13 protein-coding genes are annotated in these 15,347 nt (G+C 41.8%); all 13 read right to left on the bottom strand.

All coding sequences use genetic code 11. From position 1 onward, the window contains the following. Nucleotides 1–147 (bottom strand): CDP-alcohol phosphatidyltransferase family protein (locus BSG1_RS12670; protein ID WP_044022859.1); only part of this gene is annotated, 147 nt, incomplete at its 3' end. A gap of 48 nt (nt 148–195) precedes the next feature. Then, nucleotides 196–1,101, bottom strand: a complete 906-nt coding sequence (locus BSG1_RS12675; RefSeq protein WP_044022861.1) for a helix-turn-helix domain-containing protein — start codon at nt 1,099–1,101, stop codon at nt 196–198. 18 nt (nt 1,102–1,119) lie between these two features. Further along, complete coding sequence (locus BSG1_RS12680; protein WP_006837460.1) at nt 1,120–1,911, bottom strand: DUF3388 domain-containing protein; 792 nt, start codon at nt 1,909–1,911, stop codon at nt 1,120–1,122. 363 nt (nt 1,912–2,274) lie between these two features. Beyond that, on the bottom strand, nt 2,275–2,532 hold the full coding sequence (locus BSG1_RS12685) for a DUF3243 domain-containing protein (RefSeq protein WP_006837461.1): 258 nt from the start codon (nt 2,530–2,532) through the stop codon (nt 2,275–2,277). Between the two features lie 309 nt (nt 2,533–2,841). Then, a complete protein-coding gene (gene ymfI, locus BSG1_RS12690; RefSeq protein ID WP_044022862.1) occupies nt 2,842–3,564 on the bottom strand; it encodes an elongation factor P 5-aminopentanone reductase in 723 nt (240 codons plus the stop codon). Between the two features lie 68 nt (nt 3,565–3,632). Continuing rightward, nucleotides 3,633–4,925, bottom strand: coding sequence for an EF-P 5-aminopentanol modification-associated protein YfmH (gene yfmH / locus BSG1_RS21125; RefSeq protein WP_006837463.1), 1,293 nt, complete (start codon nt 4,923–4,925; stop codon nt 3,633–3,635). A 3-nt stretch (nt 4,926–4,928) separates the two neighbouring features. Further along, a complete protein-coding gene (yfmF, locus tag BSG1_RS21130) occupies nt 4,929–6,203 on the bottom strand; it encodes an EF-P 5-aminopentanol modification-associated protein YfmF (protein WP_006837464.1) in 1,275 nt (424 codons plus the stop codon). A gap of 668 nt (nt 6,204–6,871) precedes the next feature. Next, nucleotides 6,872–7,831, bottom strand: coding sequence for an ABC transporter permease (locus BSG1_RS12705; RefSeq protein WP_006837466.1), 960 nt, complete (start codon nt 7,829–7,831; stop codon nt 6,872–6,874). Next, a complete protein-coding gene (locus BSG1_RS12710) occupies nt 7,832–8,875 on the bottom strand; it encodes an ABC transporter permease (RefSeq protein ID WP_006837467.1) in 1,044 nt (347 codons plus the stop codon). Then, nucleotides 8,868–10,403, bottom strand: coding sequence for an ABC transporter ATP-binding protein (locus BSG1_RS12715; RefSeq protein ID WP_006837468.1), 1,536 nt, complete (start codon nt 10,401–10,403; stop codon nt 8,868–8,870). The genes BSG1_RS12710 and BSG1_RS12715 overlap by 8 nt, the downstream gene beginning before the upstream one ends. A gap of 188 nt (nt 10,404–10,591) precedes the next feature. Then, nucleotides 10,592–11,674 carry a BMP family lipoprotein gene (locus BSG1_RS12720; protein WP_006837469.1) on the bottom strand — a complete coding sequence of 361 codons (1,083 nt, stop codon included), beginning with the start codon at nt 11,672–11,674 and terminating at the stop codon, nt 10,592–10,594. Between the two features lie 59 nt (nt 11,675–11,733). Then, complete coding sequence (locus tag BSG1_RS12725) at nt 11,734–12,459, bottom strand: GntR family transcriptional regulator (RefSeq protein ID WP_006837470.1); 726 nt, start codon at nt 12,457–12,459, stop codon at nt 11,734–11,736. Between the two features lie 455 nt (nt 12,460–12,914). Continuing rightward, a complete protein-coding gene (locus BSG1_RS12730) occupies nt 12,915–15,272 on the bottom strand; it encodes an FtsK/SpoIIIE family DNA translocase (protein ID WP_006837472.1) in 2,358 nt (785 codons plus the stop codon). Nucleotides 15,273–15,347 lie beyond the last annotated feature (75 nt).

Raw genomic sequence — 15,347 nt, forward strand, 5'->3', positions numbered from 1 at the left:
GAATAACAATCCTCCTGCAAAGTGTGTTACTGGCATGTCTGCGCCAAGAAAAGAGATGGTGCCCCAATCAAATGGATAAAGCATGATAATCATAAATAGCGGGATCAAAAATATCCTCGACACAGTAATTTTATTTGGTAAATTCACTCTTACTACCTCCTCGAATCATAACAAAACAGAATAGCCACAAGGTGACTATTCTTGAGCAGAACGTCTAATGATGATGTCCTGTCTTACAACTTCTGTTGGTGATACTTCATAATTGATTTGTTCCTCATTGACCTTGATGTTCGTCGCTGAAGCATTACCGACTACGATGAATGCTTCCCCGTCTTGTGAAAGTTCGAACGTTTGGGTGTCGCCTTCTTTCATCATCTGATTAAAAAGCTGTTCATCCTTGGAATTATAGACGCCAATCCACGTATCACCAGTTGCTGAAATTTCCAAGTTAAAGTCATCTGTATTCTTCAACTCATAAGTCGTTTCTTTGCCGCTTACATTTGCTACAGTGATTTCTTGGGACGGTTCCTCAACAGGTTCTTCCGATTCTTCTTCACTTTGCCCCGTTTCGCTGCCTTCGGAATCGCTATCGGCATCTGTAGATTCTTCAGAATCTCCACTCTCATCGTCAGGCTGCTGGACTTCATCAGATTCGGAATAATCCACACTCTCTTCCTGAGTATCATCTGTTCCGGCATTGTCATTTCCGATTTGATTCGGCAGAAGATACCATACAACGAAAATAGCGCCTATGACAAAAAGGGCTACAAGAATTCGCGGGATTACATTCATCACTTTAGATGAGCTTTGAGAGACCGGCTTTCTAGATTGCACTCTTGACAACTCCGGCAGGTCGCCCGTATTTGTCACCGGGATATCGTTAGAGTATTCTTCAAAGATCATTTCAGGATTTAAACCGACTGCTTCTGCATATTGCTTAATAAAAGCCCTGACATAGAACTTGCCGGGCATCATATCGTAATTTCCTTCTTCTATCCCCATTAAATATCGCTTTTGGATTTTTGTCATATTCTGCAAATCATCCAGGGAATAGCCTTTCGCTTCACGAGCTTCTTTGAGTCGTGCTCCTAGTTCAGTCAAAACAAACACCTGCCAATTTTAAAAATCGAATCCTCCAAAATCTGAGTTTTGAAAGAAGTTGTTCTTTTCTACCAAATCGTATGTAATTTCTTCGTCAGGGTCATTTCGAAGTTCGATGATATAGTCAAAATCATCCAGTGAGTATTCAGAGTTCTGCACAAAAATATCTGGATGCTCGATTACTTTAACAGCAGAAAGTCTCATTATCTCCCTGACCAGCTGCCAATGCCGTTCATTTGCTCTCCTGGTAGAGACGATTCCATCGATAAGAAAGATGTTTTCAGATGAGTATTCATCATCAATTAACTGGCTCCGGATGGTCTGTTTAAGTAATGTGGAAGAAACAAACAGCCACTTCTTATTGGCACAAACGGAAGAGGCTACAACCGATTCTGTTTTACCCACCCTTGGCATTCCTCTTATCCCTACAAGCTTATGTCCTTCTTGCTTAAAGAGCTCTGCCATGAAATCAACCAGCAAGCCAAGTTCGTCCCTGATAAACCTGAAAGTCTTCTTATCATCTGCGTCTCTTTGAATATATCGGCCATGCCTTACCGCAAGACGATCCCTTAACTTGGGTTCTCGAAGCTTTGTTACATTTATCGTATCCATTGTCTGCAATATCGATTCAAGCCTGGTAATTTGCTCATCGCTGTTTGCCAATAGCAGCATACCTCTGCGTCCTTCATCTACACCATTTATTGTAACAATATTGATTGAAAGCATGCCAAGCAGTGATGAAATGTCACCAAGGAGCCCAGGACGGTTTTTTTGAATTTCATATTCTAAATACCATTCTTTTCGTTCCATAAGAATCCCCCCGAAAGTTTAAAGTGACATTTACTATTCAGCAAACTTCTACATAACTCCTGATAATTAGAGAATTTAAGTCATGTCTCGTTAGCTTCTATAATATATGATTTTCGGTTATTAGAAAAGGAAAACCTTACAAATGACCGTAATATTTAGTCATTTCATTTTCATCTTACCCTTAAAGAGGAAAATTGAATCATTTCATAGCACATCAGGAAAAGATGGAAGGGTTTTCAACGAAGATTAAACCTTTCATGTCTGAAGTTGAAAGTAATTGTTCCTAAAGAAAGAGAGGACTTCCAATCTTAAATGAGGGCTGACAGATAAGCAAATAAAAAAAAGAGAGGAGCTAGTCCTCTCTTAGCGAGTTCCGTCATTCTTAACCAGTTTGACCATCATATTGGCAATTGCATGCTGCTCTTCAGTCGAAGCAACTGACCACAGGTCCGCTAAAACTTTCTCTTGTTCATTCTTAGGCTCAACCTGGTTTGCCAAATAGTCACCCACTTGGTATGCAAGGTCTGATACTACACCGCCCTGCATTCCTTCGTGCTGAGCTTGATTTAGACGGTCACCCAAAAAGTTTTTCCAATCTTGCCAGTTATCCAGTACAGACATAAATGGAGCCTCCTTAAAAGTCATGCATTATTTCAGGCCTCATTCTGCAGTTAAAGGCCTTGTTTGCATTTCTTTAATGAAATACAAGCTTAGTTTGCATCTTCAAAAGGAAAATATTCATCATCTATATATTAAATAAACATTCATATACCGTTCCTGTTCACTTGGGATCTCAGCTATGTAAGTGCATGTTTTTTCTCTAAGCGTTTCCCTTCACTTGAGATCCCAGCCTTGTAGGGGCACGTTTCCACACTACTCGTTACCCTTCACCCGAAAGTCCGGCCTTATAGGTGCTCGTTTAAGGAGAAATCAAGTGTACCAGCCGCCATTGACCGATATCACCTGCCCCGTAATATAGGAGGCCTTCTCTGATAGCAGAAATTCAATGGTCTGGGCCACCTCAATCGGTTCAGCCATTCTTCCCATCGGAATTTCATCAGCAATCAGTGACAATTCTTCCTCTGAAAAACTGCTCATCATGTCTGTATTCACCGCTCCAGGAGCAACCGCATTAACACGGATGTTATTCCTGGCCAATTCTTTACTTAACGATTTGACGAGTGCAATTTGTGCTCCTTTAACGGTGGAATATAACACTTCACATGCAGCTCCTGTCTGTCCCCAAATGGAACTGACAAGAACAGAACTCCCAATGGAACTATTCAATAATTTCGACAGAAGGCCCTGCAGAATTTTCATTGGTGATTTCACATGGAGATTCCACATCTCATCCATCTCCTGATCCATGATGTCTTGGAATAATCCGTACAGTGGCCTGCCGCTTGCGTATATGACGGCATCGACCTGAAAAATTTGAGATAGAAGCACTTCTGCCCCGTTTGCAGCAGTTAAGTCTGCTTTCACGGGAATGAATTCTCCATCGTATTGTACAAGTTCCTCCAGAAGCTTCTTTGCCGCCTGTTCATTTGAATGATAATGAAGATACAAGCTCCAGCCCTGTTGAGCTAATGTGAGGGCAGTCTGCCTCCCTATTCCCCCTGAAGCACCGGTTATCAATGCAAACTTCCTCATGAATTCCTCACCCTTTTTCCTAAATTCACAAAACAAAAAAGGGGATTCCCCCTTTTTTGGCTTGTGCATTATTTTTCTTTCGGCAGAACCTGACAAACAGTAAATCGCTCTTCTTCAAAGAACTTAGCAACAACAGATTGTATATCTTCGAATGTAATCTTCTCCAAAGTCGGCACCACATTGAATAAATCCATTTCATTGAAGGCATACCGGGTAAACTGATTTGCAATGTACTCAGGAGAGTTGATGGCTCTCAGGAAAGCGCCGATTTTCTTTTTCTTCGTCCGCTCAAGCGCCTCTTCTGTTAAAGCGTTCCCTGCATTTGCGTCCAAGAGAATGTTCGTAATGCGTTCTGCCAGTTCATCTGGTTTCTGTGTGTCTCCCCCAAGGATGGCAAAGCCGAAACCTTTCTCTTGGGTGAAATCATAATGGAAAGTTTCGTCAATAATTCCGTCATTATATAATGAAAAATAATTTTCCGAGCTTTTGCCAAATAGCATGTCTAAAGCGATATTCATGGAGAGCTCATTCCTCAGCATTTCCTCACCTTGTGCTTCCGTGTTGATCGCTTTTACTCCAACAAGGCATTTTGGCGTCTGGACGTTCATATGAAGGACCTGCTTTTTCTCAGCCGCTTCTACCGGCTCTTCATCAAAGTTGCGCTTAATTTCATCCATCTCTTCATAATTTTTTTTACTCTGATTGTCTTTGACCTGTTGGATGATTTTTTCCGGATCTACAGGACCCACGATGAACATGAGCATGTTGCTCGGGTGGTAAAAGGTTTCATAACACTGATACAGCATATCTTTCGTGATATGTGAAATGGATTCAATTGTTCCTGCTATATCAATTTTAACCGGATGGTTTTTATACATATTTTGAATGACACCAAAATACAAACGCCAATCCGGATTATCATCATACATTGTGATTTCCTGGCCGATGATCCCCTTCTCTTTTTCAACCGTACTTTCTGTAAAATAAGGGGCCTGCACAAAGTCGATCAGCGTTTCAAGATTTTTCTCGACTTCGGAGGTAGAAGAAAATAAGTAGGCTGTCCTTGTAAAAGAAGTAAACGCATTGGCAGATGCACCTTGCTTACTGAATTTCTGGAATACATCCTCGTCCTCTTTTTCAAACAGCTTATGCTCAAGGAAATGGGCAATTCCATCAGGGACCTTTGTATATTCTTTACTTCCTTTAGGCACAAAGTGATTATCTATTGAGCCGTACTTTGTTGTAAAAGTGGCATAGGTCTTGTTAAATCCCTTCTTAGGAAGTACATATACCTGTAAGCCATTATCCATTTTTTCATAAAATAATTCTTCTTGAAGCTGATCAAATGAGATTTTTTCCATACTTTATCCCTCCATTCCTGTAAGAAAATAGATGGTGTCCATGTTCACTTTTTGAGCTACTGCTGTAATCTCCTCTTTTGAAACGTTTTCGATACTCTCAAGCCATTCATCCAGTCCGATTTTCTTCCCGGCTACTACGTTATGGTAAAGGATTTCTACCAGCCCGCGTGGTGTATCAATGGTCTCGAGAATCTGGTTGCGGATGACGGCTTTTGTCTGCTGGATTTCCGCATCTGTAAAATCACCATTCTTCATTGCCTGCATTTGTTCTTTAATGATGGTCACTGCCTGCTCGTAATTTTTACCATCAATTCCCGACATCACCATCATCAGACCTTTATGACTTTCAAGCCTGCTGGCAGCATAATAGGCCAGACTTGCCTTCTCGCGGACATTGATAAATAACTTTGAATGGGAAAAACCACCGAAAATGCCATTGAAGACTTGCAGCGGAAAATAGTCTTCACTGCCATACCTGACATTTGTCCGATAACCAATGTTCAGCTTTCCTTGCTTTACATCATGCTTTTCAATGACTTCGTTTACATCTTCGGCAGCAGTGGTGGTGGGTTCACTGAGCTTTAGAGGTTCTCTGTCCTGTAAGGAGAAGATTTCATCACACATTCTTTCAGCTTCTTCTGCATCTACATCGCCGATAATATATAAATCGAGCTCATCCTTTTGGATGGCTTCCTGGTAATAATGATAAAGGGCTTCCGCAGTGGATTTCTCCACGTCTTCAAGGATTCCATTTGGATGAAGGGCATACGCCTCACCTTTACACATTTCCTCAACCAGACGGGAATTTGCATATCTCATTTTGTCATCATAAACGGACTGAATTCTTACCTTTTGATTCCGCTTTTCTTTGCCAACCGTTTCATCATGAAAAGAATCATTTTCCACATTAGGATCTAATACAACGTCGGCAAGGAATTGCAATCCTTTTTTCAAAAGCGGTTCAGAATCCTTAAGGAACTTCTCATTCGCCACTTCAACCGAAAAGCTCATTACGTGATATTCACCTTTTTTGGCTAGATCCACGAAAAAGTTAGCTCCATATAATTCATCAAGATAAGATCGGAGCGCCGTTGTGCTTGGATACTTTTTAGAGCTGCTTTGAAGGACATGAGGCAGGAGACCCCTCAATGTCACTTCCTCCGCTTTCAAAGGAGACTTCATTCTCCAAACAAGAGTGTTTGTCTTATATTTATCAGTCTTGACGATATGTAACGAATAACCTTTTTTCGTTTTCACTACTTCATTGACTTTAGACATTTGCCATCCTCCTTTTATAAGCCACTTCAAAATAAGCCTATCATTACTATTTTGCTGGTATTTATGTTTAACTATACATCTTGCAGAATTACGTTTTCAAGTAATAACAAATTTCTCAGGCAAAACTTACTTGTATACTATTTCAAAAAATAAAAATATATGAAGAGTTACACATACTTATGTTAAATAAATACTCCCTTTGGTGACCTATTCCCTTTTTAGATTAAATAGTTAATCTCCGTTACAGATCCCCTACTCCACGGGACGGGCGGCGAGCACTCTCCGCTCAAATCAACTCTTTGTATACTTTAGATGTTTTTAATGCCTAAACTTTAGAGGAAACAGTCAATTCTATTTGATTTCTCCATCCTCTAAGTGTTTTCCCTCAAGATCAATCGTTAACAGTTATTATTTTAAATTCATTTATGATCTAGCGAAAGACGGCTGCAGTCCCCAAACTGAGTGTATCATGGCTTGCATTGGGAGAAAAAAATCATTGCAGGTGATGCCTATACTTATTGTTGACAAGTACATAAACAAGCTGACTGGACATGGTATGGCAAAGACTTTTTACTTCAAATACCAACAAACCCCACTTCAACTATGTTGAAGTGGGGTTTGTCTAGAGTCTGAACTTACCCGATAAAAGAGGGTTCAGTCTGTTATTATTAGCGTTTTCCTTTTATATACGGAGTTCCAAGTGCTTTTGGTGCATCGGCACGTCCGATAAAACCTGTAAGCGCAATAATCGTCAATACATATGGAGCAATCAGTAAGTACACGCTTGGAATGTTCTCCAATAATGGAAGGCTCCGCCCGATGATGCTCAAACTTTGCGCGAATCCGAAGAAAATCGCTGCACCCATAGCTCCAAGTGGATGCCACTTACCGAAGATCAATGCAGCCAGCGCCATGAATCCCTGTCCGCTTATTGTAGCATGACTGAAGTCCGAAGAGATTGATTGAGCGTATACTCCTCCTCCGATACCTGCCAGTGCCCCTGATAAGATTACTCCGATATAACGCATTCTTGTCACGTTGATACCCATCGTATCTGCCGCCATCGGGTGTTCTCCTACAGAGCGGAGACGAAGTCCGAATGGCGTCTTAAACATAACAAACCAAACGAAAACTGCAACGATGATAGCCAAAAATGGTGGCCAGTAAGTGTTTGTAAAGAATAAGTCTCCAATAAGCGGAATATCACTTAAGAATGGAACATCTACCTTCCCGAAGCTTTCCTGGATAATGTCTGTTTGACCTTTTCCATAGATACGCTTAACAAGGAACAACGCGGCACCGATCGCCAATAAATTTATTGCAACACCAGAGACAACTTGGTCTGCTCTGAATGTTATGGAAGCAAGTGCATGAAGTACTGCAAGCAATCCTCCCATTACCATAGCCACCAGCAGCGCAATCCATTTGGTAGCGTCACCGAAAGTATCATCGAAAGTCAGATTAAATACTATTGCCGAAAAGGCACCTATAACCATCAATCCTTCAAGACCGATGTTTACAACACCTGATCTTTCTGAAAATGCTCCCCCGAGAGCAGTGAAAATAAGTGGTGTAGCCCAAAGCAAAGTTGATGGAATTATAATAAGCAGGACATCCATTAAACCCACTTACTTCACCCCCTTTTTACTGTATCGCTGGATGACCCAGCGGATCATGTAACTTGATGCAACAAAGAAAATAATTAAGGCAATAATGATATCAACCAATTCATTTGGAATATTTGCTTCCAGTGGCATATTAAGCGCTCCAATTTTCAGTCCTCCGAAAAGGATGGCAGCAAGGATAACACCGATCGCAGCGTTTCCTCCCAACAGGGCAACGGCGATACCGTCAAATCCTACCCCTGTGAATCCGCCTTTAATTGAAGCATAACCGAATGTTCCAAGCCCTTCCATCGCACCCGCCAAACCGGCAAATGCACCTGAGATGACCATGGACAAAATAATATTTCTGTTAACATTCATTCCTGCATATTGAGAAGCGTTCTGGTTAAAGCCAACAGATCTCAACTCGTATCCCCTTGTTGTCTTCTCTAGTAAAAACCACATGATAAATGCACAAATCAACGCAATGAAAATTCCCCAATGCATACGTGAGTAATCGGTCAAGGCCTCTAGGAAAGGAGACGACAGTGAAGCACTTTCCGGCACACGCTCAGTACTGTCCTTACCGGAAATGTTTCTAATAATGGCATTGGTAATATGAAGAGCTGTGTAATTCAGCATGATAGTCACGATAACTTCATGCACGCGATATTTAGCCTTCAAGAAGCCAGGAATGAAGCCCCAGACAGCCCCCGCTGCCGCTGCTGCAAGAACAGCCAGCGGCAGGTGAATGATCTTTGGCAGATCATCAAATGCCAAACCTACCCATACAGCTGCAACCCAGCCCATGATAAGCTGACCTTCCACTCCAATGTTGAAAAGACCTGTCCTAAAAGCGAACGCTACAGCCAGTCCTGCCAGGATATATGGGGTAACCTGACGAACTGTTTCTCCTACATAATAAACCTCACCAAAAACCCCTTGCCACAATGCTGTGTACCCACTTACAGGGTCATAACCGCTGATAAGCATGATGATTGTTCCAACTATGATTCCAAGCAATACCGAAATAACAGGTATAAGCAAATTTGATAAGCGATTAGACATCGGCTGATTCACCTTCTTTCTTACGTTTTGACCCAGCCATCAACAATCCAAGTTCCTGTTCTGTTGTTTCTTTAGGATCAACGATTTCAATGATCTGCCCTTCATAAATAACGGCAATCCGGTCGCTCACATTCATGATTTCATCCAATTCGAATGAAATCAGCAAGACAGCCTTGCCATTATCACGCTGTTCAATCAACCTTCTATGGATGAATTCGATGGCACCTACATCAAGTCCCCTTGTAGGCTGTGCAGCAATCAGCAAGTCTGGGTTACGGTCAACTTCACGGCCGATGATGGCTTTCTGTTGATTTCCTCCAGACAGAGCCCGCGCCTCTGTATATTCAGATGGAGTACGCACATCAAATTCTTTTATTAAAGAACGCGCTTTATCATAAATTTGTTTAAAGTTTAAGACACCCTTTTTTGAAAACGGACTTTGGTAATACGTTTGCAGCACCATATTTTCCCCGATTGGAAAATCAAGAACCAGTCCATGCTTATGTCTGTCCTGAGGGATATGGCCTACTCCCGATTCTGTTATTTTACGAGGTTTCATATTCGTGATATCTTTATTATTCAAGCGGATATGGCCGCTCTCGGCCTTCATCAGACCTGTGACCGCTTCAATCAATTCACTTTGTCCGTTGCCATCAACCCCGGCAATACCAAGGATTTCACCGGCTTTTACATTTAAATCAAGACCTTTTAATAACGACACCCCTCTAGAATCTTTGACAACTAAATTATCAATCTCTAAAACATTGCCCTGAGGATTGGCATCTATTTTTTCCGTTTTAAAGGAAACCTCACGGCCGACCATCAAGCTTGCCAGTTCAGTCGGATTCGTGGTCTCTACATCAACGGTATCTATCCCTTTACCTTTGCGGATAACAGTCACTCTGTCACAAACCTCCATAATCTCTTTCAGTTTGTGAGTTATAAGGATAATAGATTTACCTTCTTGGATAAGTGTCTTCATAATTTGGATGAGTTCTTTAATCTCTTGGGGGGTAAGAACAGCCGTCGGTTCATCAAAAATTAAGATTTCTGCGCCTCTATAAAGTGTTTTCAATATTTCCACACGCTGCTGCATCCCGACAGAAATATCAGAAATCTTCGCATCGGGATCAACTTTTAAACCATACCGGTCAGAAATCTCCCTGATTTCTTTTTCTGCTTTCTTAACATCAACTGTTGCCCCGGATTTCGGTTCTCTTCCTAATATGATGTTTTCAGTAACTGTAAATGTATCGACTAGCATAAAGTGTTGATGTACCATCCCGATCCCCAAATCATTTGCAATATTTGGGTTCGTAATGCTGACTTTCTCGCCTCTTACTTTGATCTCGCCTTCCTCAGGCTGATACAAACCGAATAAGACGTTCATCAAAGTGGATTTTCCGGCACCATTTTCTCCTAGCAATGCATGGATTTCTCCCTGCTTTAATTGAAGGGTAATGTTATCGTTTGCGACAATCCCGGGAAATTCCTTGCGAATATTGAGCATTTCTATTACATATTCCATTAATATTCACTCCTTGCTAAGCTGGGGATCTATCCCTTTTAAAGTTAGATGTCAGACTTCATAAATTATTAACCTTTTTGATATAAAACCTTAAATGAAGGACAGAAAGCATTCTGCGCTTCAGTTAGGGTTTTATGAAAAATGGATAAGCGGCTGACAAATGGCAGCCAGCCTATCCATCTAAAAGATTATTCTACAGTTACAGGAACTTCAATTTCACCATTAACAATTTTCTCTTTATGTTCTTCAACAGTTGAATTGATTTCATCTTTGTTCGGAACTTCTTCATTGACAGGCGCTAATCCAACACCTTCTTCAACAAGACCGTAAGTGATAACATCTCCACCAGGGAAGTTACCGTTCATTGCCTTTGTAGCAAGGTCAAGAACTGCGTTGTCGACACGCTTAAGAGCGGAAGTCAGAATGACATTTTTCTCTTCGCCGCCAGCCTCTACAATACCTTCAGCCGATTGGTCAGAGTCAACACCGATCGCCCAGATAAAGCGGTCTGGATCTTTAGCTTTTAAGTCACGAGCTTCTTTGAAAAGTCCGTTACCTGTACCACCAGCTGCATGGAAGATTACGTCTGCACCTGAAGAGTACATTTTAGAAGCAATAGTTTGTCCTAGTTCTGCTTTATCGAAAGCACCTGCGTATTCACTTTGAATTTTTGCGTCTGGGTTCACAGCTTTTACACCTGCGACGAATCCAGCTTCAAAGCGTGTAATAACTTCAATATCCATACCACCGATAAAACCGATGTTGTCTGATTTAGTTGCCAGTCCAGCTGCAATACCAGCTAAGTAGGCAGCCTCCTGTTCTTTAAAAGTAATACTTGCTACGTTTGGCTGTTCAACAACTGCGTCCACGATTGCAAACTGAGCATCCTTTTGCTGTTGTGCAATTTCATTGATTGCATCATACATTAGGAATCCGATACCATATACAAGGTCAAAATCCTGGCGCACCAATTTATTAAGGTTAGTGGCATAGTCAGCATCAGATTGAGATTGAAGATAGTCATATCCGCTTTTGCCTTTTTCCAACCCATTCTCATCACCAAATGCCTTCAAACCTTCCCAAGCTGATTGGTTAAAAGATTTATCGTCAACTCCGCCGACATCCGTTACCATTGCTACAGTAAATGCATCGCCTTCACCATTTTTAGCCGGTGCTGCATCTTCAGTATCATTGTTAGTTCCACATGCACCAAGAAATGTTCCTGCCGCAAGCAGCATTGAAAGCGCTAAACCAAATTTACGTTTTTTCACCTTGGTTACCCCCTGTAAATTATGTGATTGTAGTAAGAAAAATAGACTTACAGAATTGATCAGACCCGTTTTCTCAACACTTGGAAGCTGAACTTGTCCGAGCGGAAATAGTTGACTGAATAAAGAATCGGATTGTCGTTTTCATCGAAGTGCAGCTGCTTAAGAACAAGCAAGGCAGACTCCGGGTCGCAATTGAGAATGGGAGAAATTTTATCATGGTATCCCAATGGCTCAATGTTGGTTACGGCATAGGTGATTCTTTTATTCTCTTCCTGTTCAAGTATTTCAAAAAGAGAATTCACATCAGTGGTGAATTTGTGCGGGTACACTGCGGATGGCATTTTATCCACACAATAAACAACCGGTTCCCCGTTTGCTGTTCTCACACGTTCCACCATGACGATGTCTTCTTCCTCTTCCAATAAGAAACGTCGGATATCCTCATCTGTCGGGCCTTGAAAACTTGAGCTTAAGAAAATGGTCCCAGGTTCCATGCCTGCCTGCTTAATCATATTCGTGACACTGTTTAACTGCTCGATACCGGAAGTAAAGAGCGGTTTAGCGTTTACAAAGGTTCCCACCCCGTGCCTGCGAATAATGACATTTTCTTCTTCGAGAATCCTTAATGCTTCTCTCAGTGTCGCCCGGCTTACTCCCAGCTGTTTCGCGAGATCGAATTCAGAAGGCAGCTTTTCTCTTTCTTGATACAGACCTTCTTCAATATCTTTTTTTAGACGGTCGATCACTTGTAAGTACAAATGCCTATTGTCTGCTTTTATCGTCATCCATGAACCACCACCATTTTTTCTCAAGACACCAGACTATGATGTATATCTTTCCTACTAATCCAAAATACTATATCATTTTTAAAAAAATAAATAAATAGATTATTAGATTTTTGTCGAAAAAAGCAGAAAATCGAAACTTTCTAAATTTTCAATGGCAAGAATGGGCTGTTTTGCCGGCATGGGAATTTATTGAAGACGACATTTTCAAGTAAGAGAAGCTAATGTAAGCGCTTAATAAAGTATAACACATTAAAGAGCTAGAAGGATAGAGGTCTGACCTCACTACCTCACATTTATTTTTTTCCAGGTGAAAAAACGCTTACAACTTTTTCTTCCCTTCTTATCAGGTTATCCTATTGTTTCTTAAGGTTCTTTTTCAATGAAGGACCTATCGGCTATTAAATCCCTGATTTTCCCACAAAAAACTGTCCGGAATAATTCCGGACAGTTCGTTATGATGAATGTTCTTCAGAAGGTTTTCCAATCAAAACGGCTCTAGGCTTACTTCCTTCATAAGGGCCGACGACCCCTCGCTCTTCCATGGCATCTATCAACCTTGCAGCTCTTGTGTAGCCTACTCTGAATCTTCTCTGCAGCATTGAAACAGAGGCTGTCTGCATTTCTGCAATTAACTGTACAGCTTCATCATAAAGATCGTCATCTACCGAAGCTGAACTGTCTCCTTCCGGTACTTCATCCGGAATCATTTCTTCTTGATACTGTGCTCTTTGCTGGCCGATTACGTAATCCACGACCTCTTCCACTTCTTCGTCAGATAGGAACGCTCCCTGTACCCTTGTCGGTTTTGAAGCTCCGACCGGAATGAACAGCATGTCTCCGCGGCCCAGAAGCTTCTCTGCACCCCCGCTGTCCAATATGGTCCTTGAATCCGTCTGTGAAGAAACGGCAAATGCTATCCTGGATGGAATGTTCGCTTTAATGACCCCTGTGATAACGTCAACAGACGGCCGCTGTGTGGCAATTATCAAATGAATGCCGGCCGCTCGGGCCATTTGGGCAAGACGGGTAATTGCATCCTCTACATCACTGGATGCCACCATCATCAAGTCCGCCAACTCATCCACTATAACGACAATATAAGGAAGCTCAGGCTGTTTTTCCTCATTTTCCTGGTTATGCCTTTTGATATGGTCGTTGTATCCTTCAATATTTCTGGTGCCTGTGTGGGAGAATAACTCATATCTTCTCTCCATTTCACTTACTACCTTCTTTAATGCCTGCGAAGCTTTTTTAGCATCCGTTACAACTGGTGCCAGCAAATGCGGCACTCCGTTATAGACATTCAGCTCCACCATTTTAGGGTCGATCATCATCAGTTTGACTTCATGTGGTTTTGCCCTCATCAGTATGCTTGTTATGATGCCGTTGATACATACACTTTTACCGCTTCCTGTTGCACCTGCAACAAGCAAATGGGGCATCTTGTTCAATTCAGCCAACACAGCTTCACCTGTTATGTCACGGCCAAGGCCAATCAATAGTTTTGAGTTTGGCTTATCATTGGACTTGGATTCAAGGACTTCCCTTAAGGACACCATCGCCACTTCAGAATTGGGCACTTCAATCCCAATAGCGGATTTACCGGGAATTGGTGCTTCAATTCTGATGTCCTTCGCAGCAAGTGCCAGTGCAAGGTCATCACTAAGGTTGACGATTTTGCTTACTTTCACTCCAGTATCGGGATGAACTTCATATTTTGTAACGGCCGGTCCAAGGTGAACTTGTGTTACCTTTGCTTTAACACCAAAGCTTTGGAAGGTACGTTCAAGCTTTGCTGCATTGGCATGGATCAATTGATATTCATTGCTTTGATCTGTCTGGCTGGGTCTGGCTAATATTGAAATAGGCGGAAGTGTGTAGTCCTTATTTTCCACCTCAGTAAACGTAATGGGCGGAGCTTCATCGTCTCCTGCAGACGGAGTCGGTGTATCTCCGTCCTTATTTTCAACTCCATCAGGGGAAGGAGGAAGTGATTCTGCTTCTCCACCTGCAGGAACTGTTTCTGCTGGATAGGCTCTTTCATTGAAACTGGAAATAATCGGCTCGACCTTCGCCTCTTCAGCCGGTACCTCCATTGATTCCACTTCTGCTTTTTCTTTCACTTTTTCTTTTTTCTTTTGCTGCTTTTCTTCCTTTTTCTCAAGTCTTTCTTCTTTCCACTCTTTCATATCTTCGCTGAAAGCTGTCCATTGGTTGCTGATAAATTCAGTTGATGCATTCCCCATTTTGCCTAGGGCTGTTCCAAATGACTTGCCTGTAATGAGGACAAGGCCAATAGCAATTAACGCCATACACAGGATTTTAGTCCCGGCCGAATCAAACAGGAAAAAAGAAACTGCATATAGAATGGATCCTACTATTCCACCGCCAAGATCCGATGTGCTGGATTCCCCTCGTACTTCCATCCAATAAAGCTCCCAAGTGTTTGCAATTACACTTGGATTCTGAAATGCACCATCATTGGAAAGCAGTTCAAACAGCTTTACATGGCTGAGGAGCAATGTGCTTATTAAAATTATGTATAGCCCGGCGAGCCTTCTCGAAAAGAAATTGGGAAGTTCCCTCTTAATCATCATATATCCTGCAGTAACCAACATGCCTACAAACGCAAGCATATACCATTCACCGAGGAAAAAACGAAAGAAGTGAACAAATGCTTTACCGACTGCCCCCAGCTGGATGATCGCTATTAAGCTCAGTGCTATCATCAGCATGCCAATTAATTCGTATTTTATCGTTTGTTTAATATTGCTGGATTTTTCACTTCTTCTTCTTTTCCTTTTCGCCAATGTTCTTTCACCTAAATTCTCTTATATTATGCTGTTATTCCCAGGCCTTGGGATTTCCCGACTGTTTGCTGACTG

The sequence above is a fragment of the Bacillus sp. SG-1 genome (assembly GCF_000181495.1).
Taxonomy (GTDB): Bacteria; Bacillota; Bacilli; order Bacillales; family Bacillaceae_B; genus Rossellomorea.

Bases quoted from the DNA above. Each gene is read 5' to 3' on its own strand.
- BSG1_RS12680 (WP_006837460.1), bottom strand. From the start codon at position 1,911: ATGGAACGAAAAGAATGGTATTTAGAATATGAAATTCAAAAAAACCGT.
- BSG1_RS12685 (WP_006837461.1), bottom strand. From the start codon at position 2,532: ATGTCTGTACTGGATAACTGGCAAGATTGGAAAAACTTTTTGGGTGAC.
- ymfI (WP_044022862.1), bottom strand. From the start codon at position 3,564: ATGAGGAAGTTTGCATTGATAACCGGTGCTTCAGGGGGAATAGGGAGG.
- yfmH (WP_006837463.1), bottom strand. From the start codon at position 4,925: ATGGAAAAAATCTCATTTGATCAGCTTCAAGAAGAATTATTTTATGAA.
- yfmF (WP_006837464.1), bottom strand. From the start codon at position 6,203: ATGTCTAAAGTCAATGAAGTAGTGAAAACGAAAAAAGGTTATTCGTTA.
- BSG1_RS12710 (WP_006837467.1), bottom strand. From the start codon at position 8,875: ATGTCTAATCGCTTATCAAATTTGCTTATACCTGTTATTTCGGTATTG.
- BSG1_RS12715 (WP_006837468.1), bottom strand. From the start codon at position 10,403: ATGGAATATGTAATAGAAATGCTCAATATTCGCAAGGAATTTCCCGGG.
- BSG1_RS12725 (WP_006837470.1), bottom strand. From the start codon at position 12,459: ATGACGATAAAAGCAGACAATAGGCATTTGTACTTACAAGTGATCGAC.